Source organism: Mycolicibacterium chubuense (assembly GCF_001044255.1).
GTDB classification, from domain to species: domain Bacteria; phylum Actinomycetota; class Actinomycetes; order Mycobacteriales; family Mycobacteriaceae; genus Mycobacterium; species Mycobacterium chubuense.
The window spans coordinates 80,286-99,824 of record NZ_JYNX01000032.1; the positions used below are offsets into that span (position 1 = coordinate 80,286).

Annotated in this window: 18 protein-coding genes and 2 tRNA genes; 13 read left to right on the forward strand and 7 right to left on the reverse strand. The window is 69.3% G+C overall.

Annotated elements, in window-relative coordinates; translation table 11 throughout:
• The first annotated feature begins 14 nt into the window (after positions 1 to 14).
• Both ilvN and ilvC read left to right on the forward strand, forming a co-directional pair.
• Positions 15 to 515 carry an acetolactate synthase small subunit gene (gene ilvN / locus MCHUDSM44219_RS10025; RefSeq protein WP_043407456.1) on the forward strand — a complete coding sequence of 167 codons (501 nt, stop codon included), beginning with the start codon at positions 15 to 17 and terminating at the stop codon, positions 513 to 515.
• Positions 516 to 565: 50 nt separating this feature from the next.
• Complete coding sequence (gene ilvC / locus MCHUDSM44219_RS10030) at positions 566 to 1,567, forward strand: ketol-acid reductoisomerase (protein WP_172506372.1); 1,002 nt, start codon at positions 566 to 568, stop codon at positions 1,565 to 1,567.
• Positions 1,568 to 1,627: 60 nt separating this feature from the next.
• On the opposite strand, the gene wrbA is transcribed toward ilvC, so the two are convergent.
• Together wrbA and MCHUDSM44219_RS10040 are read right to left on the reverse strand one after the other, a co-directional pair.
• Complete coding sequence (gene wrbA, locus MCHUDSM44219_RS10035) at positions 1,628 to 2,224, reverse strand: NAD(P)H:quinone oxidoreductase (RefSeq protein ID WP_048418093.1); 597 nt, start codon at positions 2,222 to 2,224, stop codon at positions 1,628 to 1,630.
• 32 nt (positions 2,225 to 2,256) lie between these two features.
• Positions 2,257 to 3,687 (reverse strand): phytoene desaturase family protein, encoded by a 1,431-nt coding sequence (locus MCHUDSM44219_RS10040; protein WP_178044640.1) that lies wholly within the window; start codon positions 3,685 to 3,687, stop codon positions 2,257 to 2,259.
• A 68-nt stretch (positions 3,688 to 3,755) separates the two neighbouring features.
• On the opposite strand from MCHUDSM44219_RS10040, the gene serA reads away from it, so the two are divergent.
• From serA to MCHUDSM44219_RS10055, 3 genes are read left to right on the forward strand one after another with little or no spacing between them, the layout of a single operon-like run.
• Entirely contained in the window at positions 3,756 to 5,342 is a 1,587-nt protein-coding gene (gene serA, locus MCHUDSM44219_RS10045; protein ID WP_048418095.1) for a phosphoglycerate dehydrogenase, read from the forward strand.
• A gap of 8 nt (positions 5,343 to 5,350) precedes the next feature.
• Complete coding sequence (locus MCHUDSM44219_RS10050; RefSeq protein WP_048418153.1) at positions 5,351 to 6,361, forward strand: 3-isopropylmalate dehydrogenase; 1,011 nt, start codon at positions 5,351 to 5,353, stop codon at positions 6,359 to 6,361.
• A 2-nt stretch (positions 6,362 to 6,363) separates the two neighbouring features.
• A complete protein-coding gene (locus MCHUDSM44219_RS10055; protein WP_048418096.1) occupies positions 6,364 to 6,951 on the forward strand; it encodes a hypothetical protein in 588 nt (195 codons plus the stop codon).
• Here MCHUDSM44219_RS10055 and MCHUDSM44219_RS10060 read toward each other — a convergent pair.
• Positions 6,939 to 8,171, reverse strand: coding sequence for an MFS transporter (locus tag MCHUDSM44219_RS10060; protein WP_109777677.1), 1,233 nt, complete (start codon positions 8,169 to 8,171; stop codon positions 6,939 to 6,941). The two genes, MCHUDSM44219_RS10055 and MCHUDSM44219_RS10060, sit on opposite strands and share 13 nt — an antisense overlap.
• A gap of 100 nt (positions 8,172 to 8,271) precedes the next feature.
• Here MCHUDSM44219_RS10060 and MCHUDSM44219_RS10065 point away from each other — a divergent pair, with 100 nt between their 5' ends.
• The 4 genes from MCHUDSM44219_RS10065 to MCHUDSM44219_RS10080 all read left to right on the forward strand — a co-directional run bounded on the left by MCHUDSM44219_RS10065 (position 8,272) and on the right by MCHUDSM44219_RS10080 (position 10,874).
• Positions 8,272 to 9,060 carry a fumarylacetoacetate hydrolase family protein gene (locus MCHUDSM44219_RS10065; RefSeq protein WP_048418097.1) on the forward strand — a complete coding sequence of 263 codons (789 nt, stop codon included), beginning with the start codon at positions 8,272 to 8,274 and terminating at the stop codon, positions 9,058 to 9,060.
• Positions 9,057 to 10,547, forward strand: coding sequence for a glutamate--tRNA ligase (gene gltX, locus MCHUDSM44219_RS10070; protein WP_048418098.1), 1,491 nt, complete (start codon positions 9,057 to 9,059; stop codon positions 10,545 to 10,547). The genes MCHUDSM44219_RS10065 and gltX overlap by 4 nt, the downstream gene beginning before the upstream one ends.
• A 116-nt stretch (positions 10,548 to 10,663) precedes the next feature.
• Positions 10,664 to 10,738 (forward strand) — tRNA-Gln (locus tag MCHUDSM44219_RS10075).
• A gap of 60 nt (positions 10,739 to 10,798) precedes the next feature.
• Positions 10,799 to 10,874, forward strand: a tRNA-Glu gene (locus MCHUDSM44219_RS10080).
• A 37-nt stretch (positions 10,875 to 10,911) separates the two neighbouring features.
• On the opposite strand, the gene MCHUDSM44219_RS10085 is transcribed toward MCHUDSM44219_RS10080, so the two are convergent.
• Positions 10,912 to 11,613, reverse strand: a complete 702-nt coding sequence (locus tag MCHUDSM44219_RS10085) for an IclR family transcriptional regulator (protein ID WP_048418099.1) — start codon at positions 11,611 to 11,613, stop codon at positions 10,912 to 10,914.
• 38 nt (positions 11,614 to 11,651) lie between these two features.
• Between MCHUDSM44219_RS10085 and leuC the strand changes: the two genes are divergently transcribed.
• From leuC to MCHUDSM44219_RS10100, 3 genes are all read left to right on the forward strand, one after another.
• On the forward strand, positions 11,652 to 13,103 hold the full coding sequence (gene leuC / locus MCHUDSM44219_RS10090) for a 3-isopropylmalate dehydratase large subunit (RefSeq protein ID WP_048418155.1): 1,452 nt from the start codon (positions 11,652 to 11,654) through the stop codon (positions 13,101 to 13,103).
• Between the two features lie 7 nt (positions 13,104 to 13,110).
• Positions 13,111 to 13,704, forward strand: a complete 594-nt coding sequence (gene leuD, locus MCHUDSM44219_RS10095; RefSeq protein WP_048418100.1) for a 3-isopropylmalate dehydratase small subunit — start codon at positions 13,111 to 13,113, stop codon at positions 13,702 to 13,704.
• Positions 13,705 to 13,906: 202 nt separating this feature from the next.
• Positions 13,907 to 14,578, forward strand: a complete 672-nt coding sequence (locus tag MCHUDSM44219_RS10100) for an HU family DNA-binding protein (protein WP_048418101.1) — start codon at positions 13,907 to 13,909, stop codon at positions 14,576 to 14,578.
• A 95-nt stretch (positions 14,579 to 14,673) separates the two neighbouring features.
• On the opposite strand, the gene mutT1 is transcribed toward MCHUDSM44219_RS10100, so the two are convergent.
• From mutT1 to cofC, 3 genes are read right to left on the reverse strand one after another with little or no spacing between them, the layout of a single operon-like run.
• The gene (gene mutT1, locus MCHUDSM44219_RS10105) at positions 14,674 to 15,573 is read right to left on the reverse strand and encodes an 8-oxo-(d)GTP phosphatase MutT1 (RefSeq protein WP_048418102.1); all 900 of its coding nucleotides are present in this window, start codon (positions 15,571 to 15,573) and stop codon (positions 14,674 to 14,676) included.
• A gap of 33 nt (positions 15,574 to 15,606) precedes the next feature.
• Positions 15,607 to 17,769, reverse strand: coding sequence for an RNA degradosome polyphosphate kinase (locus tag MCHUDSM44219_RS10110; protein ID WP_048418103.1), 2,163 nt, complete (start codon positions 17,767 to 17,769; stop codon positions 15,607 to 15,609).
• 52 nt (positions 17,770 to 17,821) lie between these two features.
• On the reverse strand, positions 17,822 to 18,505 hold the full coding sequence (gene cofC / locus MCHUDSM44219_RS10115; protein ID WP_082162139.1) for a 2-phospho-L-lactate guanylyltransferase: 684 nt from the start codon (positions 18,503 to 18,505) through the stop codon (positions 17,822 to 17,824).
• A gap of 53 nt (positions 18,506 to 18,558) precedes the next feature.
• Between cofC and MCHUDSM44219_RS10120 the strand changes: the two genes are divergently transcribed.
• Positions 18,559 to 19,536, forward strand: coding sequence for an NAD(P)H-dependent glycerol-3-phosphate dehydrogenase (locus tag MCHUDSM44219_RS10120; protein ID WP_048418156.1), 978 nt, complete (start codon positions 18,559 to 18,561; stop codon positions 19,534 to 19,536).
• Positions 19,537 to 19,539 lie beyond the last annotated feature (3 nt).

Consider the following 19,539-nt stretch of genomic DNA (forward strand, 5'->3'; position numbering starts at 1 on the left):
AACGGAGCACACCGATGAGCACCATCCACACCCTGTCGGTGCTCGTCGAGGACAAGCCCGGCGTCCTGGCCCGCGTGGCCTCGCTGTTCTCGCGGCGCGGCTACAACATCTGCTCGCTGGCCGTCGGCGCCACCGAGCAGAAGGACCTGTCCCGGATGACCATCGTGGTCGACGTCGAGGACTCGCCGCTCGAGCAGATCACCAAGCAGCTCAACAAGCTCGTGAACGTGATCAAGATCGTGGAGCAGGACGAGGACAACGCCGTGTCGCGTGAGATCGCCCTGATCAAGGTGCGCGCTGACGCGACGACCCGCGGCCAGGTCATCGAGGCCGTGAACCTGTTCCGCGCCAAGGTAGTCGACGTGTCGAACGAGTCGCTGACCGTCGAGGCCACCGGGACCCCGGGCAAGCTCGAGGCGCTGCTGCGCGTGCTGGAGCCCTACGGGATCCGTGAGATCGTCCAGTCCGGTGTGGTGTCGCTGTCGCGTGGCCCCCGCGGAATCGGCACCAAGTAAGACCGTCAAAGCACTGAGTAGAAAGAAGATTCACGACAATGGCAGTTGAGATGTTCTATGACGACGACGCGGACCTGTCGATCATCCAGGGCCGCAAGGTCGGCGTCATCGGCTACGGCAGCCAGGGGCACGCGCACTCGTTGAGCCTGCGCGACTCCGGCGTTCAGGTGAAGGTGGGCCTCAAGGAGGGCTCCAAGTCGCGCGAGAAGGTCACCGAGCAGGGCCTCGACGTCGACACCCCGGCCGAGGTCGCCAAGTGGGCCGACGTGATCATGCTGCTGGCGCCCGACACCGCGCAGGCCGAGATCTTCACCAAGGACATCGAGCCCAACCTCGAGGACGGTAACGCGCTGTTCTTCGGCCACGGCCTCAACATCCACTTCGGTCTGATCAAGCCGCCGGCCAGCGTGACCATCGGCATGGTGGCGCCCAAGGGCCCCGGACACCTGGTGCGCCGTCAGTTCGTCGACGGCAAGGGCGTGCCCTGCCTGGTCGCGGTCGAGCAGGATCCCAAGGGCGAGGGCCTCGCGCTGGCCCTGTCCTACGCCAAGGCGATCGGCGGCGCCCGCGCCGGCGTCATCAAGACCACGTTCAAGGACGAGACCGAGACCGACCTGTTCGGTGAGCAGGCCGTGTTGTGCGGTGGTACCGAGGAACTCGTCAAGACCGGCTTCGAGGTCATGGTCGAGGCCGGCTACGCCCCCGAGCTCGCCTACTTCGAGGTGCTGCACGAGCTCAAGCTGATCGTCGACCTGATGTACGAGGGCGGTATCGCCCGGATGAACTACTCGGTGTCCGACACCGCGGAGTTCGGTGGCTACCTGTCCGGGCCGCGGGTGATCGACGCCGACACCAAGAAGCGGATGAAGGACATCCTCGCCGACATCCAGGACGGCACGTTCGTCAAGCGGCTCGTGGCCAACGTCGAGGGTGGCAACAAGGAGCTCGAGCAGCTGCGCAAGGAGAACGCCGAGCACCCGATCGAGGTCACCGGCAAGAAGCTGCGCGACCTGATGAGCTGGGTGGACCGGCCGATCACCGAAACCGCCTGATCCCTTGTGATTTCGGTGTAGTTCGTCACGCTCAGCGTGACGAACTACACCGAAATCGCTTCAGGACAGTCGGTCGGCGACGCTGACGACGCGGCGGGCCAGGTGGTCGAGCGCGTCCAGCGTTGCCTCCTCGAGCTCGTTGCGATTCTCCGGGCCGGTGACGTGCCCGACGCCGTAGGGGTTCCCGTCGGCGAACTTCACCCCGTCGGTGTAGCCGGGCGGCACGATGATCCCGCCGAAATGCATGAGCGTGATGTACAGCGTGATCAGCGTCGTCTCCTGCCCGCCGTGGGCGGTCTGCGACGACGTGAACCCCGCGTACACCTTGTCGGCGAGCTTGCCCTGGGCCCACAGCCCGCCGAGCGAATCGATGAACGCGCGGAACTGCGAGGCGGTGTTGCCGAACCGGGTGGGCGAGCCGAAGATCACCGCGTCGGCCCACACGATGTCGTCCCCGGTGGCGGCCGGAAGATCCTTGGTGGCTTCGTGATTGGCCGACCACGCGGGGTTGTTCGCGAACGACTCGGGATCGCGGGTCTCGGCGATGTGGCGCAACCGGACGTCGGCGCCCGCCGACTCCGCAGTCGCGGCGACGCGGTTCGCCATCGCGGTGCCGTGTCCGGTGGCTGAGTAGTAGATCACTGCGAGCTTGGTCATACCGGGCAGCCTACGGACCCACGCGGTGGTAGCTACGGCGAAAGCGGCGGCATGGTGGTGATGCCGAACTCGCGCCGCAGCACCGTGCGGGCCGCGTAGTATCCCGCCATGCCGTGCACGCCGGTGCCCGGCGGCGTGGCCGACGAGCACAGGTACGCCTGCGGAATCGGCGTCGTCCACGGGTTCAGCCGCAGTGTCGGGCCGATCATGGCGGCGAACAGCGTCGCCCCGCCGACGATGATGTCGCCGCCGACGTAGTTCGCGTTGTGGTCGGCCATCCGGGCCGCGGGGACGCAGCGGGCGGCCAGCACCAGATCCCGGAACCCCGGCGCGGCACGTTCGAACTGGGCGGTCACGGTCTCGGTGAGGTCGGCCGGTGAATTCGCCGGCACGTGGGAGTACGTCCACAGCGGTCGACGGCCCTGCTCGTCGATGCGCGAGGGGTCGGCCAGGTGCGGAAGGGCGGCCAGTGTCATCGGCCACGCGGCGTGCCGGCCCGCGGCGATCTCCCGCTCGGCGAGCGCCATCTGCGCGCGCGTCCCGCCCATGTGCACGGTCGGCGCCTGCGCCACCCGCGGGTCGCGCCACGGGATGTCACCGGAGAGGACGAAGTCGACCTTGCACACCCCGGGACCGAATCTGTAGCGCTGCAACGCCTTCGCGTATCGGGACGGCACCCGGTCGCCGTAGATGTCCAGCAGCGCGGTCGGCGCGGTGTCCCAGATGACCACGCCGCCGGGCGGGGTCGTGACGGTTTCGCCGAGCACCAGTTCGCCGCCGTGGGCCCGCACGTCGGCGAGCAGCGCGTCCGCGATGGTCTGGGTGCCACCCACCGGCACCGGCCAGCCGGCGGTGTGGGCCACGGTGCCGAGCATCAAGCCGGCGCCGCTGTTGACGGGGGAGGGCATGCGCGAAATGGCATGCACGCCAACGCCGGTGAACAGGGCCTGGGCATCGTCGCCGCGCAGCAGACCCCACGCCGGGCTGCCCATCGCGAGGACCCGCAGACCGGTGCGGACGGTGGTGACGAGATCGGGGGGAAGCGAGCGCTTGTCGCCGAGGAAGAAGCCGAGCACCCCGTCGACGTGATCGGTGAGCGGACCGAACAGCCGCCGCCACGACGAGCCGTCGTCCAGTTCGTCGCACGTGCGGTCCAGCGAGCGGTAGGCGACCGCCGCGGTTCCGTCGGGCAGCGGATTGGCGTAGGACACCTCCGGGGCGACCAGCTCGACACCGCGGGCGGCGAGGTCGAACTCGGCGAAGAACGGCGAGGCCACTCCCAGCGGGTGCACCGCAGAGCAGACATCGTGCAGCACGCCGGGATAGTCGGGGTCGGCCTGGGTGCGCGCGCCGCCACCGAACGTCGGCTGGGCTTCGATGACCCGCACCGACAGCCCGGCGCGCGCACAGATCACGGCGGCCGCCAAGCCGTTGGGGCCGCTTCCGACGACGGTGACGTCCACCCCGGTTTCCCGGGTCGCTCCGCTCCTGCCCTCCACCCCGCCATTACAGCCCATTAGGCTGAGCCCTCGTGAGTCTGCCCGTGGTACTGATCGCCGACAAGCTGGCCCCATCGACCGTCGAGGCCCTGGGGGACCAGGTCGAGGTTCGCTGGGTCGATGGCCCCGACCGGGAGAAGCTCCTGGCCGCGGTCGCCGACGCCGACGCTCTTCTGGTGCGGTCGGCCACCACCGTCGACGCCGAGGTGTTCGCCGCGGCGCCGAAGCTCAAGATCGTCGCCCGCGCCGGTGTGGGTCTGGACAACGTCGACGTCGACGCCGCCACCGCCCGCGGTGTGCTGGTCGTCAACGCGCCGACGTCGAACATCCACAGCGCCGCCGAGCACGCGCTGGCGTTGCTGCTGTCCGCCGCGCGGCAGATCCCCGCCGCCGACGCGACCCTGCGCGAACACACCTGGAAGCGGTCGTCGTTCTCCGGCACCGAGATCTTCGGCAAGACCGTCGGCGTGGTCGGCCTCGGGCGCATCGGCCAGCTGGTGGCCCAGCGGCTGGCCGCGTTCGGCGCGCACATCACCGCCTACGACCCGTACGTCTCGCACGCCCGCGCCGCGCAGCTGGGCATCGAGTTGCTACCCCTGGACGAGCTGCTCGCCCGGGCGGACTTCATCTCGGTGCACCTGCCGAAGACCAAGGAGACCGCCGGACTGATCGGCAAGGACGCGCTGGCCAAGACCAAGCCCGGCGTGATCATCGTCAACGCCGCCCGCGGCGGGCTGATCGACGAGCAGGCCCTCGCCGACGCGATCAACGCCGGCCACGTCCGCGCCGCCGGCCTCGACGTCTTCGCCACCGAGCCGTGCACCGACAGCCCGCTGTTCGAACTTCCCCAGGTCGTGGTGACCCCGCACCTCGGCGCGTCGACCGCGGAGGCGCAGGACCGGGCGGGCACCGACGTGGCCGCCAGCGTGCGGCTCGCGCTCGCCGGTGAGTTCGTGCCCGACGCGGTCAACGTCGGCGGCGGTGCGGTCGGCGAAGAGGTCGCCCCCTGGCTCGACCTGGTGCGCAAACTCGGCTTGCTCGCCGGGGCCCTGTCGCCCGAACTGCCGACCAACCTGTGCGTGCAGGTGCGCGGGGAACTGGCCTCCGAGGAGGTCGAGGTGCTGCGGCTCTCGGCGCTGCGCGGCCTGTTCTCGGCGGTGATCGAGGACCCCGTCACGTTCGTCAACGCGCCGGCGCTGGCCGCAGAGCGCGGCGTCGAGGCCTCGATCGACACCGAGACCGAAAGCCCGAACCACCGCAGTGTCGTCGACGTGCGCGCCGTCTCGGCCGATGGGTCGACGGTGAACGTGGCCGGCGCGCTGTCGGGCCCGCAGATGGTCGAGAAGATCGTCCAGATCAACGGCCGCAACCTCGACCTGCGCGCCGAGGGCGTCAACCTGATCATCAACTACGACGACCGGCCCGGCGCGCTGGGCAAGATCGGCACACTGCTCGGCGGCGCGGCGGTCAACATCCTGGCCGCGCAGCTCAGCCAGGACGCCGAAGGGGGCGGGGCGACGATCATGCTCCGCCTGGATCGGCAGGTGCCCGAGGACGTGCTGGCCGCCATCGGCAGCGACGTCGACGCGACGACGCTGAAAGTGGTGGATCTGTCATGACGTCCCCGGTGAAGCTCGCGGTGATCGGTGGCGACGGGATCGGCCCAGAGGTCATCGGCCAGGCGCTGACGGTCCTCGACGCCGTGTTCCCCGGTGTCGAGAAGACCGAATACGAGCTCGGCGCGCGGCAGTACCACAAGACCGGCGAGGTCCTGCCCGACTCGGTGCTCGAGGAGCTCAAGGGGCACGACGCGATCCTGCTCGGCGCGATCGGCGATCCGTCGGTCCCCAGCGGCGTGCTCGAGCGCGGTCTGCTGCTGCGGATCCGCTTCGAGCTCGACCACCACATCAACCTGCGCCCGGGGCGGCTCTACCCGGGGGTGCGCAGCCCGCTGGCCGGTGACCCCGAGATCGACTTCGTCGTCGTGCGGGAGGGCACCGAGGGGCCCTACACCGGCAACGGCGGCGCGATCCGCGTCGACACCCCCCACGAGATCGCCACCGAGGTCAGCGTCAACACCGCCTACGGCGTGCGCCGCGTGGTCCACGACGCGTTCCACCGCGCCCAGGCTCGCCGCAAGCACCTGACGCTGGTGCACAAGAACAACGTGCTGACCTACGCAGGTTCGCTGTGGTGGCGCACGGTGCAGAGCGTGGCCGCGGAGTACCCCGACGTCGAGGTGGCCTATCAGCACGTCGACGCGGCGACGATCCACCTGGTCACCGACCCGGGCCGGTTCGACGTCATCGTCACCGACAACCTGTTCGGCGACATCATCACCGATCTGGCTGCCGCGGTGTGCGGGGGCATCGGGCTGGCGGCCAGCGGCAACATCGACGCCACGCTGACCAATCCGTCGATGTTCGAACCCGTGCACGGCAGTGCCCCCGACATCGCGGGGCAGGGCATCGCCGATCCGACGGCGGCCATCATGAGCGTGTCGTTGCTGCTCGCCCACCTCGGTGAGCTCGACGCGGCCGCCCGCGTCGACGCGGCGGTGGCCGAACACCTCGCCACGCGCGGTGACGAGCGGCTCACGACCGCCCAGGTCGCCGAGCGCATCATCGGGAAGCTGTAGCCATAGCCGGATTCGCGACGCTGACGCGCCAGTGTTGGCTGTTCGCGATCGGCTCGTCGTTCTTCGCGCTCGCCACCGTGCCCGGCTTTCCTTCGTGGGCGGGTGCCGGTGCGGCCGATGTGCTCTGCTTCGCCGGGTCGTGGTTCTTCACCACCGCGGCCTGGATGCAGCTGCGGCTGGCCGACCCGGATGCGCGCGCCGAATGGTCCTCGGCGGCACTGCAATTCGTGGGGACGCTGCTGTTCAACCTCAGCACCGGGGCCGCGGTGTGGGCGCACGCCGTCACCGCCGAGCGCCGTTACGTGTGGGTTCCCGACGCCACCGGGTCGACGGCGTTCCTGCTCAGCGGGATTCTGGGCATGATCGCCGTCAGCGCGGGCCTGATCGACCTGCGTTCGCGCGAATGGCTGGCAGGCGCGGTGAACCTGCTGGGATGCATCGCGTTCGCGGTGTCCGCGGTGGCCGCGTTCGTCCGCAAGACCGGGGTCACCGAAGACGAGTGGCTGGCCAACGTCGGCACGTTCATCGGCGCGCTGTGCTTCCTGGTGGCCGCGCTTGCGCTGCTGCCGCGCGCCGCTCAGTCGCGGTGAGCGCGAGCGGTCCCCGGCACCGCCGGGATGGCCAGCAGCGGGAACAGCGCGCACACCGCGAAGGCCGCCGGGTAACCCGCGACCCCGATCAGAGCGCCGAACAGCGGGGGAGTGACCCCGGCGGTGAGGAGCTGGGTGGTGTTCTGAGTGCCCAGGGCCCGTCCGCTCCAGAACGGTCCGGCGATCTCGGCGATCGCCGTGAAGGCCAGCCCGTTGTCCGACACCGTCACCACCGAGGCCACCATCATCAGCGCGATGCTCACCGGTGAGTCCAGCCAATCGGTCAGCGCCAGCAGCGCCATCGCGGCGGCGGCAGCGACGGCGATGGTGCGGACGGGGCGCATCCGCGAGCTCAGCACGTCACCGGAGCGCTTGAGCACGGCATCCGACCACCTGCCCGCGCCGATCCGCCCGCCGGCGCCGAGGATCTGGGCGACGGTCACCAGCGCCCCCGCCGAGCCGGCGGACCACCCGCGGTCGGTGATCAGCCACGCGAGGGTGAACGTCCACACCATCGCCTGGGGTGCCACGAGCAGCAGGGACGTCAGGTGGATGCGCACCAGAAGTGACGAGGCGCGGTAGGGGTTGGCCAACTCGGCGTCGTCGGCCTCGGCCCGGGCCGGCCGCGGCGGGTCGAGCACTGCCACGGCGCACACCACCGCCGAGACCGCGCAGACGATGGCCGGGAAGGCCAGGGCGCTCGACACTCCACCCGTCTCGGCCAGCCGCGGGATCACCAGCGCGCCCAGGCCGACCCCCAGCGGCTGGGCGGTCTGCCGGATCCCCATCACCAGGCCGCGCTTCTCGGCGTCGAACCACCCCACCACGAGGCGGCCACTCGCGGTGTTGCTACTCGCCGCCGCCATGCCGCCGAGGAACAGGAAGATCCCCACAGCCACCAGGGAGTCCGCCGCTGCGGCGCCGAATGCCGCGGCCGCGGTCAACGTCGACCCGAGCGTCAGCACCACCCGCTCGCCGACCCGGTCGACGACGTACCCCCACGCGATCAGCGTCACCACCATGCCGAGGCTGGGCAGCGCCGACATCAGGCCGGCCTGCGCGAGGTCCAGCCCGCGCTCGCGGTGCAGCGTGGGTATGAGGAAGGCCACACCGTTGATGAACACGTTGGCGCACAACGTCGCGCCGAGGGCGACGACCAGCATCGACCATCGTCGCCCGGTGCCGATCGCCGAAGTGCTCACGGGGCCATGGTTCCACATGCGTCTCAGAATGCTGAACTATCATCCCATATAGTGAGATACCCTTCCGGAGTCCCACGTCGTCGCGGCGGAGCCCAGCCCGGGCACTAGGCTGAGGCCCATGCGCCTTGGTCGAATCGCCAGCCCCGACGGGGTCGCCTTCGTCGTCATCGAGGGACCGTCCGAGAATCCTGCCGAGGCGGTCGCGCGTGAGATCGCCGAACATCCGTTCGGCTCACCGACCTTCACCGGGCGGCAGTGGCCTCTGGCCGACGTTCGACTGCTGGCCCCGATCCTGGCGAGCAAGGTCGTCTGCATGGGCAAGAACTACGCCGCACACATCGAGGAGATGGGCGGCGGCACGTTCGAGGATCCGATCATCTTCCTCAAGCCGAACACCGCGATCATCGGGCCCAACACCGCGATCCAACTGCCCGCCGACGCCCACCCGGTGCACTTCGAGGGTGAGCTCGCTGCGGTGATCGGCAGGCCCTGCAAGGACGTGCCTGCCGCTCGTGCCGCCGAGAACATCCTCGGGTACACCATCGCCAACGACGTCTCCGCCCGCGATCAGCAGGCCAAGGACGGCCAGTGGATGCGCGCCAAGGGCCACGACACGTTCTGTCCGGTCGGTCCGTGGATCGTCACCGACGTCGACCCCGCCGATCTGGAGATCCGCACCGAGGTCAACGGAGAGGTCAAGCAGCGCAGCCGAACGTCGTTGATGATCCACGACATCGGCGCGATCATCGAATGGATCTCCGCGGTGATGACCTTGCTGCCCGGGGACCTCATCCTGACCGGGACCCCGGAGGGCGTCGGGCCCCTCGAGCACGGCGACACGGTCAGCGTCAGCATCGAAGGCATCGGAACTCTCACCAATCCCGTTGTGCGCAAAGGAAAGTCGTGACAAGCCCCACTCAGGCCGTTCGAGTCAGATTCTGCCCCTCCCCGACCGGCACGCCGCATGTCGGGTTGATCCGTACCGCGCTGTTCAACTGGGCGTACGCCCGGCACACCGGCGGCACCTTCGTGTTCCGGATCGAGGACACCGACTCCGCGCGCGACAGCGAGCAGAGTTACCAGGCGCTGCTCGACGCGCTGCGATGGCTCGGACTCGACTGGGACGAGGGGCCGGAGGTCGGCGGACCCTATGAGCCCTACCGGCAGTCGGGTCGACGCGAGCTCTACACCGACGTGCTGAACCGGCTGATCGACGCCGGCGACGCCTACGAGGCCTTCTCCACCGCCGAGGAGGTGGAAGCTCGCCATCTGGCCGCCGGTCGCAACCCCAAGCTCGGCTACGACAACCACGACCGCGACCTCACCGACGAGCAGCGGGCGGCTTTCCGCGCCGAGGGCCGCCGGCCGGTGGTGCGGCTGCGCATGCCCGACACGGACATGACGTGGGACGACCTGGTCCGCGGGCCGACGACGTTCCCGGCCGGCTCGATCCCGGACTTCGCGCTGACCCGCGGCAACGGAGAACCCTTGTACACGTTGGTCAATCCGGTCGACGACGCGCTGATGAAGATCACGCATGTGCTGCGGGGCGAAGACCTGTTGCCGTCCACGCCGCGCCAGCTCGCGCTCTATGCCGCCCTGGAGCGGCTCGGCATCGCCGACGGCACACCCCGGTTCGCGCACCTGCCGCCGGTGCTCGGCGACGGGAACAAGAAGCTGTCAAAGCGTGATCCGCAGTCCAACCTGTTCCTGCACCGCGATCGCGGCTTCATCCCCGAGGGCCTGCTCAACTACCTTGCGCTGCTCGGCTGGTCGATCGCCGACGACCGAGACGTGTTCAGCCTCGAGGAGATGGTCGCGGCGTTCGACGTGGTCGACGTCAACTCCAACCCCGCACGGTTCGACCAGAAGAAGGCCGACGCGCTCAACGCCGAGCACATCCGGTTGCTCGAGCCGGCGGAGTTCACCCGCCGTCTCGCGCGGTTCTTCGCCGAGCACGGCCACGACACCGGTCTGGGCGAGGCGCAGTTCGCCGAAGCCGCGGGGCTGGTGCAGACGCGCATCGTCGTGCTGGGCGACGCCTGGGATCTGCTCAAGTTCCTCGACGACGGCGCGTTCGGTCTCGACGAGAAGTCCGCCGGCAAGGAACTGCGGCCCGAGGCCGTACCGGTGCTCGACGCGGCGATCGCCGCGCTGGAGGCTGCCGGCGAGTGGAATCACACCACGCTGGAGGACGCGCTGAAAGGGGCGCTGATCGACGGTCTCGAACTCAAGCCCCGCAAGGCCTTCGGTCCGGTGCGGGTGGCCGTCACCGGGTCCTCGGTGAGCCCGCCGCTGTACGAGTCGCTGGAGCTGCTGGGCCGCGAGCGCACGCTGGCCCGGCTGCGGGCGGGCCGGGACCACGCCGCGGCGGGGGTGGACCCAGGGGTGTGAAAGCACCCCGAGATCTTTGGTAGTCTGCTCGTCGGCCCGCCAGAAGCCCGCCGTAGCGCCACTGCGGTGAGCTGGGTCAGGAAAAGTGCCTATGACCTGCAGTGATAGGCAGCCAATGGGGTATGGTGTAATTGGCAACACAGCTGATTCTGGTTCAGCCATTCTAGGTTCGAGTCCTGGTACCCCAGCCAACGATCGGATTAGGCCAGCTTTGTTCCCTGAGCTATGCTGTCCCTCCGAAACATGTTCTAGCCCCCGTCGTCTAGCGGCCTAGGACGCCGCCCTCTCACGGCGGTAGCGTGGGTTCGAATCCCATCGGGGGTACCACCGCTCCGGATCCCGGCGATCCGGAGCTTTGTGGTTTCTAGAGTCTGCGTGTCAGCGCGTCGGCCGCCGCCACCAGGTCGGCGGCCCAGCGCGCGCCCGGCCGCCGGCCCATCCGGTCGATCGGCCCCGAGACCGACACCGCGGCGATGACGGCTCCGCGCCCGTCGCGCACCGGCGCCGACACGCTGGCGACGCCCGGTTCGCGTTCGGCCACGCTCTGCGCCCAGCCCCGCCGGCGCACCTCCGCCAGAGTGCGGTCGGTGAACGCCGCGGCGGGAAGCACGCTCTGCTGGGTGGCTGCGTCGGCGTAGGCGAGCAGCACCTTGGCCCCCGATCCCGCGGTCATCGGCAGGCGCGTTCCGATCGGGACCGTATCGCGAAGACCGGCAGGCGGTTCCAGCGCCGCGACGCAGATCCGCGCGGTGCCGTCGCGGCGGTAGAGCTGCACGCTCTCCCCGGTCAGTTCCCGCAGGCGCGGCAGTACCGCGGCCCCGGCCGCCAGCAGCGGATCGCGGACGTGGCTGGCCAGCTCGGCGAGCGCGGGGCCGAGGCACCACTGCCCGTCGCCGTCGCGCGCGAGCATCCGGTGCGTCTCCAGTCCGACGGCCAGCCGGTGCGCGGTGGCGCGGGGCAGCGCCGTGCGGTCGCACAGATCGGCCAGCCCGCACGGTGACTCGGCCACCGCGTGCAGCACCGCCACCGCTTTGTCCAGCACGCCGATGCCGCTATCCTGTCTCACAAGGAGATACTAGCTTCCCAGAATGTGAGATGGTCAAGATGGACAACGCGCACAGCCCGCGCACCATGGCCGAGAAGGTGTGGAGCGATCACGTCGTCGTCGAGGGCGCCGGCACCGGCGACGCCCGAGAGCCCGACCTGATCTACATCGACCTGCACCTCGTGCACGAGGTCACCAGCCCGCAGGCGTTCGACGGTCTGCGGCTGGCGCAGCGTCCGGTACGGCGCCCCGATCTGACCATCGCCACCGAGGATCACAACGTGCCCACGGTCGACATCGACAAGCCGATCGCCGACCCGGTGTCGCGCACCCAGGTGGAGACGTTGCGCCGCAACTGCGAAGAATTCGGCATCCGGCTGCATCCGATGGGTGATGCCGAGCAGGGCATCGTGCACATCATCGGGCCGCAGTTGGGTCTGACGCAGCCCGGCATGACCGTCGTCTGCGGCGACAGCCACACGTCCACGCACGGCGCGTTCGGGGCGCTGGCGATGGGCATCGGCACGTCGGAGGTCGAACACGTCCTCGCCACCCAGACGCTTCCGCTGCGGCCGTTCAGGACGATGGCGGTCAACGTCGACGGCGAACTGCCGCCCGGCGTCAGCGCCAAGGACATCATCCTGGCCGTGATCGCCCAGATCGGCACCGGAGGTGGACAGGGTCACGTCATCGAGTACCGGGGCAGCGCCATCGAATCGCTGTCGATGGAGGGCCGAATGACGATCTGCAACATGAGCATCGAGGCGGGCGCCCGCGCCGGCATGGTGGCTCCCGACGACACCACCTTCGAGTTCCTCAAGGGCCGCCCGCACGCCCCGACCGGTGCCGCGTGGGACGAAGCCGTCGCCGCGTGGCGTCAGCTGCGCACCGACGAGGGAGCGCACTTCGACACCGAGGTGCACATCGACGCCTCGACGCTCAGCCCGTTCGTGACCTGGGGGACCAACCCCGGTCAGGGCGTGCCGCTGGGCGGGTCCGTACCCGATCCCGAGGAGATGTTCGACGAGGCGCAGCGCCAGACCGCCGAAAAGGCTTTGGCGTACATGGGCCTTCAGGCGGGCACCCCGATGCGCGACATCGCGGTCGACGCGGTGTTCGTCGGATCGTGCACCAACGGCAGGATCGAGGATCTGCGGGTGGTCGCCGACGTGCTGCGCGGCCGCACCGTCGCCGACGGGGTCCGGATGCTGATCGTGCCCGGATCCATGCGGGTGCGCGCACAGGCCGAATCCGAAGGCCTGGGCGAGATCTTCACCGCAGCGGGCGCGGAGTGGCGGCAGGCCGGGTGCTCGATGTGCCTGGGCATGAATCCCGACCAGCTCGCCCCGGGGGAGCGGTGCGCCTCGACGTCCAACCGCAATTTCGAGGGACGGCAGGGCAAGGGCGGCCGCACCCATCTGGTGTCGCCCGCGGTCGCCGCGGCGACCGCGGTGCGCGGCACCCTGTCCTCCCCGGCCGACCTCATTCCCGCGACGAGCCACGGAAAGTAGAACTGCGATGGAAGCCTTCACGACCCATACCGGAATCGGCGTGCCGCTGCGCCGCACCAACGTCGACACCGACCAGATCATCCCGGCGGTCTATCTGAAGCGGGTGACGCGCACAGGATTCGAGGACGGATTGTTCGCGGCCTGGCGCAACGATCCGGCTTTCGTGCTCAATCAACCGCCCTTCGACCGGGGTTCGGTTCTGGTGGCGGGGCCCGATTTCGGCACCGGATCGTCACGCGAACATGCGGTGTGGGCACTCATGGACTTCGGTTTCCGGGTGGTCATCTCGTCCCGATTCGCCGATATTTTCCGGGGAAACGCGGGTAAGGCCGGTCTTCTGGCGGCCGAAGTGGCACAGGACGACGTGGAATTGTTGTGGAAAATCATCGAGCAGCATCCCGGGACGGAAATCACTGTCAATCTTCAAGATCGGACCGTCACCGCGGGAACGACTGTGGTGCCGTTCAACATTGACGACTACACCGCGTGGCGGCTGCTCGAAGGACTCGACGATATAGGCCTTACGCTGCGGAAAGTCGCCGAAATCGAGGAATTCGAAACGCGTCGGCCCGAGTGGAAACCACGTACTCTGCCGGCCTGATTCGGCGCTGAAATAGGCGAAATCGCCCCGCTGCAATCCGCTTTTGGACCCGTCCGGCAGGACCCGAAGGGGGCCAACCGGATTGAAAAAAGTTCGCTGGCGCGCCCTGAAATTGCGCGTGGCTCTTGGAAATCAGCAGGGATTGGGTTTACCGTGTCCTCTAGTCGGTCCAAGGAGGACCACTGGTTCCCGGAGGTTTTGCATGAACAAAGCAGAGCTCATCGACGTACTCACGGAGAAATTGGGCTCGGATCGTCGGCAGGCGACCGCAGCGGTGGAGAACGTCGTCGACACCATCGTGCGCGCGGTGCACAAGGGTGACAGCGTCACCATCACCGGCTTCGGTGTCTTCGAGCAGCGGCGCCGCGCCGCTCGCGTCGCCCGCAATCCGCGCACCGGCGAGACGGTCAAGGTCAAGCCGACGTCTGTGCCTGCCTTCCGTCCCGGCGCTCAGTTCAAAGCCGTTGTCTCCGGCGCGCAGAAGCTTCCGGCCGAAGGCCCGGCAGTGAAGCGCGGTGTCACCGCGGGCAGCACTGCGCGCAAGGCGGCCAAGAAGGCTCCGGCGAAGAAGGCTGCTCCGGCGAAGAAGGCCGCGCCCGCCAAGAAGGCTCCGGCCAAGAAGGCTGCTCCGGCGAAGAAGGCCGCGCCCGCCAAGAAGGCTCCGGCCAAGAAGGCTGCTCCGGCGAAGAAGGCTGCGCCGGCGAAGAAGGCTCCGGCCAAGAAGGCCGCGACCAAGGCTCCGGCCAAGAAGGCTGCGCCGGCCAAGAAGGCCGCGCCCGCCAAGAAGGCCGCGACCAAGGCTCCGGCCAAGAAGGCCGCGCCCGCCAAGAAGGCGCCCGCCAAGAAGGCTCCGGCCAAGCGCGGTCGCAAGTAGTCCGTTTCACCGAACACGCCGCGGGTCTGGTACCCGCGGCGTTTTCGTGTGTCCGGACATGCGGTGAGGCCGCCCCGAATTCTGGTGCGGCGGTACTACTTCGCGGATAGCGGTGAGCTGATGTGATCGGCGCACGCGAGCCGTCCGCCCACCAGCGTCAGCACCCAGGTGCTGCCCTTGCGATTGCGTGACTTGTCCGGCCGCACGCCGTCCCGCTCGCACCACCAGGCGATGAGGTCGGGAATGACCTCCCCCTGCGTGCAGATCACGGGGTGCGCGGCGGTCGCGGCGATCTCGAGCACACGCTGCCGCGCCTTCTTGCGGTTGTCGGCGTACGCCTCTGCGGTCAACGCGGGCTCGGTCCGGATCGGCACGCCGAGCTCCTCGGCCAGCGGGTCCAGCGTCTGGTGGCAGCGCACGCGGTCGGCGGCGAACAGGTCACCGGCGCCGAACGCGAGGAGTTGGCTCACCAGCGCCTCGGCCTGAGCGCGGCCGTGCTTGTCCAGCGGGCGCTTTCGGTCGTCACCGGTGTACCGGGACTTACTGCCCGCGGTGGCGTGCCGCACGATCAGGACCGTCGTGGTGTCGGCGGGCAGCTCGGTGAAGCGGCGCAGCACCTTGCGGTCGAGCGCGTACTCCAGCTGCGTCATCGCCTGCTCGACCGGCAACCACTTCAGTTCGTCCACTTCCTCGTTGGGAATGAACTCGCCGCCGACACAGCGGGCCACCCAGTAGCGCACCTTCTTGGGGATGCCGTCGACCGAATAGCTCACCGAGGGCAGGCGGCGACCGAGGTGGGCGCGGAATCCGGTCTCCTCGGCGATCTCGCGCGCCGCGGCGACCGGCGCCGTCTCACCCGGGTCGAGCTTGCCCTTGGGCAGCGACCAATCGTCGTAGCGGGGACGGTGCACGACGGCGATCTCCGGTGTGCCCGTTCCCTCCTGCGGGCGACACAGCACAGCGCCCGCGGCGAGGATCGGTTCGGTTTTCACCACCGCCGCACCCGCCTGCCCTGAGAGGAGAAGGAGCTACGGATGGCGGTGGCTTTCCATCATCGACACCTGATGGTCGCGCACGGTCTGTCCCTCCTGAGGCAATGCCGTCCAGTGCCCGTCGGCGCCGAGCTCCCAGCAGCGCGTGCCGGGATCGAGCGCCGATTCGAAGATGTCATTGAGTTGTGCGGTCAGCCGTGGATCCTTGACCTGAGCCATGACCTCCACGCGCCGATCGAGATTACGATGCATCATGTCGGCACTGCCGATCCAGTATTCGTCGATGGCGCGGAAGTGAATGATCCGTGAATGTTCGAGGAATCGACCGAGGATCGAGCGCACGGTGATGTTCTCGGAGAACCCCTCACCGCCCGGGCGCAGAGCGCAGATCCCGCGCACCACCACCTCGACGCGGACGCCGGCCTGCGACGCCCGGTACAGCGCGTCGATGACCTGCTCGTCGACCAACGCGTTGGCCTTCAGGCGGATCCGGCCCTCCGCGCCGTCGCGGGTGGCGGCGATCTCCCGGTCGATCCGTTCCACGATGCCCCGGCGCACGCCGTAGGGGGCGACGAGAAGATTGCGGTAGGACTCCTTGCGGGAGTAGCCCGTCAGCGAGTTGAACAGATCGGTGAGGTCGGCACCGATGTCGGGCGCGGCGGTGAGCAGGCCGACGTCCTCGTACAGCCGCGCGGTTTTCGGGTTGTAGTTGCCGGTGCCGATGTGGCAGTAACGCCGGATCGTCGACCCCTCCCGGCGCACCACCAGGCACGTCTTGCAGTGCGTCTTCAAGCCGATGAGGCCGTAGACCACATGCACGCCCGCCTGTTCCAGTGCACGGGCCCACTTGATGTTGGCCTGCTCGTCGAACCTGGCCTTGATCTCCACGAGCGCGACGACCTGCTTGCCGGCCTCGGCCGCGTCGATCAACGCGTTGACGATCGGTGAGTCGCCCGAGGTGCGGTACAGCGTCTGCTTGATGGCCAGCACGTTGGGGTCGGCCGCTGCCTGCTCGATGAAGCGCTGCACCGTGGTGGAGAACGAGTCGTAGGGATGGTGGACGAGGACGTCGCCGTCGCGCAACGTCGAGAAGATGCTCTTCGGGGTCTCGCGCTCACCGAAGGCGGGCGGTGTGGCCGGCACGAACGGCGGATCCTTCAGCGCGGGCCGGTCGACGCCGTAGACCTGCCACAGCGACGAGAGATCCAGCAGCCCGGGAACTTCCACGACGTCGCCGGGCGCGACGTCGAGTTCACGCAGCAGCAGTTCCAGCATGCCCTCGGTCATGTCGTCGGAGACTTCCAAACGCACCGGGGACCCGAACCGGCGCCGGGCCAGCTCGCGTTCGAGTGCCTTGAGCAGATCCTCGTCGCGGTCCTCCTCGACTTCGAAGTCGGCGTTGCGGGTGATCCGGAAGGCGTGGTGCTCGACGATCTCCAGGCCCGGGAACAGCACCGGGAGGAACGCGGCGATGAAATCCTCCATCGGCAGGAAGCGCGCGACGTCGTTGCTGCCCTCCCGCGGGGGCAGCTCGACGAAGCGGTCCACGTTGTCGGGCACCTTGATTCGGGCGAAGTGCTGACCGCCGTCGGGATGCTTGACGGTGATGGCCAGGTTGAGGCTCAGGCCGCTGACGAACGGGAACGGGTGGGCCGGGTCGACGGCCAGGGGGGTCAGGACGGGGAACACCTGCTCGTGGAAGTACGTGGAGAGCCGGCCGCGTTCGGCGTCGTCGAGTTCGGCCCACGTGACCAGGACGATGCCCTCGTCGGCCAGCGCCGGGCGCACCGCGTCGAGGAACACGTGCGCGTGCCGGCTCGCGAGTTGTTGCGTGCGCTCGCTGATCCGCCGGAGTTGTTCGCGCGGCGACAGGCCGTCGGCCGAGCGGACCGACAGGCCCATCTCGTCGCGCCGTTTGAGGCCCGCGACGCGCACCATGTAGAACTCGTCGAGATTGGAGGCGAAGATCGCCAGGAACTTCGCGCGTTCCAGCAGCGGCAGTGACGGGTCGGCCGCGAGGGCGAGCACCCGGGCGTTGAAGTCCAGCCAACTCAGCTCACGATTGAGGTAGCGGTCCTCGGGCAGCGGGTTGTCGACCGTCGGCGAGGTCGCGGCCGGGGGAGCCTCGGGCGCCGCGTCGGACGCGTCCACGGTCGTCGTGGTGTCGGCGTCGTCCGGTCGAGTCTGCGCTTCGGTCATGCCCCGATGATTCCCTATCGACGGGTGCTGCGGCTAGCAGTCCGGCGGCCACTCAGCGCAGCGCGCCGATGGCCTCCGAGGTGGCCGGGCCGACTCCGAGGTCCTGGGCGGCCCTCAGGTCCTCGGCGGTGTCGATGTCGCAGCGCAGCCCGGGCCACCCGCCGGTCAATTCGACGGCGCCCGAACGGCGGTGCCGCGCGGCCGAATCTGCGCCGAACAGCGGGGTCAACGGCACCCCGAAGGACAACAGTGCCGCCGTCCCGCTGCCGTGCCGGTCGGCGACGAAGCTGCGCGGGTGCTGACGCGCCACCGCGATCGCCTCGGTCAGCTCCTCGCTGCGAAGCGCCGGTAGATCTCCCTGCAGCGCAACGACATTGGCCGTGTCGCGGCGGGCCATCGCCTCCGCCGCGGCGAGCGCGTTGTTCAGCGGGTCTCGGTGGCCCTCGGGGGTCGGGTCGGCGAGCGTCAGCGCCCCGAGCCGGCCGGCCGCCGCCGCGGCGTCGGTGTCGGGGGTCACGACGATCACCGACCGCACCGCATCGACGGCCGCCGCGGCGGCGATCGTGTCGACGAGCATCGCCAGCACGACGCCGCCCCGCGTCGCCGCGGAGAACGCCGGTGCCAACCGTGTCTTGGCCGCGGTGAGACGCTTCACCGCGATCACCAGGGTGACGTCGGCGTCCGGGGGCCGCGGACGGGCGGCCGCGAAGGTGTCCATGCCGCTCACGAGCGTCATCCTGCCAGTCCGTTATTCCCGACTAGTGTGAAGCCGTGGTCGAGGCGGCGGTGATGGGTGCAGGGGCGTGGGGCACAGCGCTGGCCAAGGTGCTGGCCGACGCCGGTAACGACGTCACCCTGTGGGCACGCCGACCGGAGCTGGCCGACGAGATCAACCGGACCCACCGTAATCCCGGCTACCTCGACGTCGCGCTGCCCGACTCCATCCGCGCCACCAGCGACGGCGCCGAGGCGCTGGACGGCGCCTGCACGGTGCTGCTGGCCGTGCCGTCGCAGACCCTGCGGGCCAACCTGACCGAATGGAAGGCCGCTCTGGGGCCCGACACCACGCTGGTCAGCCTCGCCAAGGGCATCGAACTCGACACGCTGATGCGGATGAGCCAGGTCATCGTGCAGGTGACCGGCGCCGACCCGTCCCGCGTGGCGGTCGTCTCGGGGCCGAACCTCGCCAGCGAGATCGCCGCGGAGCAGCCCGCCGCCACCGTGATCGCCTGCAGCGACTCCGGGCGCGCCGTGGCCCTGCAGCGGGCACTGGCCACCGGCTACTTCCGGCCGTACACGAATGCCGACGTGATCGGCGCGGAGATCGGCGGTGCATGCAAGAACGTCATCGCGCTCGCTTCCGGGATGGCGGCGGGCGTGGGCCTCGGTGAGAACACCGCCGCCGCGATCATCACGCGCGGACTCGCCGAGATCATGCGACTGGGAATCGCGTTGGGCGCCAAGCCGGCAACGCTGGCCGGCCTGGCGGGTATCGGCGACCTCGTGGCGACCTGCATGTCACCGCACTCCCGCAACCGGTCCTTCGGGGAGCGTCTCGGGCAGGGCGGCACGATGGCCGCCGCGCTGGCAGCCACCGGCGGACACGTTGTCGAGGGCGTCACCTCGTGCACCTCGGTGCTGGCGCTGTCGACGAGTTACGACGTCGAGATGCCGTTGACCGAGGCGGTTCACGGGGTGTGTCACACGGGTCTGTCCGTCGACGATGCGGTGGCGCTGCTGCTGGGCCGCACCACCAAGCCGGAGTGAGCA

Excerpts from the sequence above, each read along its gene's own strand:
- ilvN (WP_043407456.1), top strand. The coding sequence starts at position 15 with ATGAGCACCATCCACACCCTGTCGGTGCTCGTCGAGGACAAGCCCGGC.
- ilvC (WP_172506372.1), top strand. The coding sequence starts at position 566 with ATGTTCTATGACGACGACGCGGACCTGTCGATCATCCAGGGCCGCAAG.
- wrbA (WP_048418093.1), bottom strand. The coding sequence starts at position 2,224 with ATGACCAAGCTCGCAGTGATCTACTACTCAGCCACCGGACACGGCACC.
- MCHUDSM44219_RS10060 (WP_109777677.1), bottom strand. The coding sequence starts at position 8,171 with ATGTGGAACCATGGCCCCGTGAGCACTTCGGCGATCGGCACCGGGCGA.
- MCHUDSM44219_RS10065 (WP_048418097.1), top strand. The coding sequence starts at position 8,272 with ATGCGCCTTGGTCGAATCGCCAGCCCCGACGGGGTCGCCTTCGTCGTC.
- leuC (WP_048418155.1), top strand. The coding sequence starts at position 11,652 with ATGGACAACGCGCACAGCCCGCGCACCATGGCCGAGAAGGTGTGGAGC.
- leuD (WP_048418100.1), top strand. The coding sequence starts at position 13,111 with ATGGAAGCCTTCACGACCCATACCGGAATCGGCGTGCCGCTGCGCCGC.
- MCHUDSM44219_RS10100 (WP_048418101.1), top strand. The coding sequence starts at position 13,907 with ATGAACAAAGCAGAGCTCATCGACGTACTCACGGAGAAATTGGGCTCG.
- MCHUDSM44219_RS10110 (WP_048418103.1), bottom strand. The coding sequence starts at position 17,769 with ATGACCGAAGCGCAGACTCGACCGGACGACGCCGACACCACGACGACC.
- cofC (WP_082162139.1), bottom strand. The coding sequence starts at position 18,505 with ATGACGCTCGTGAGCGGCATGGACACCTTCGCGGCCGCCCGTCCGCGG.
- MCHUDSM44219_RS10120 (WP_048418156.1), top strand. The coding sequence starts at position 18,559 with ATGGGTGCAGGGGCGTGGGGCACAGCGCTGGCCAAGGTGCTGGCCGAC.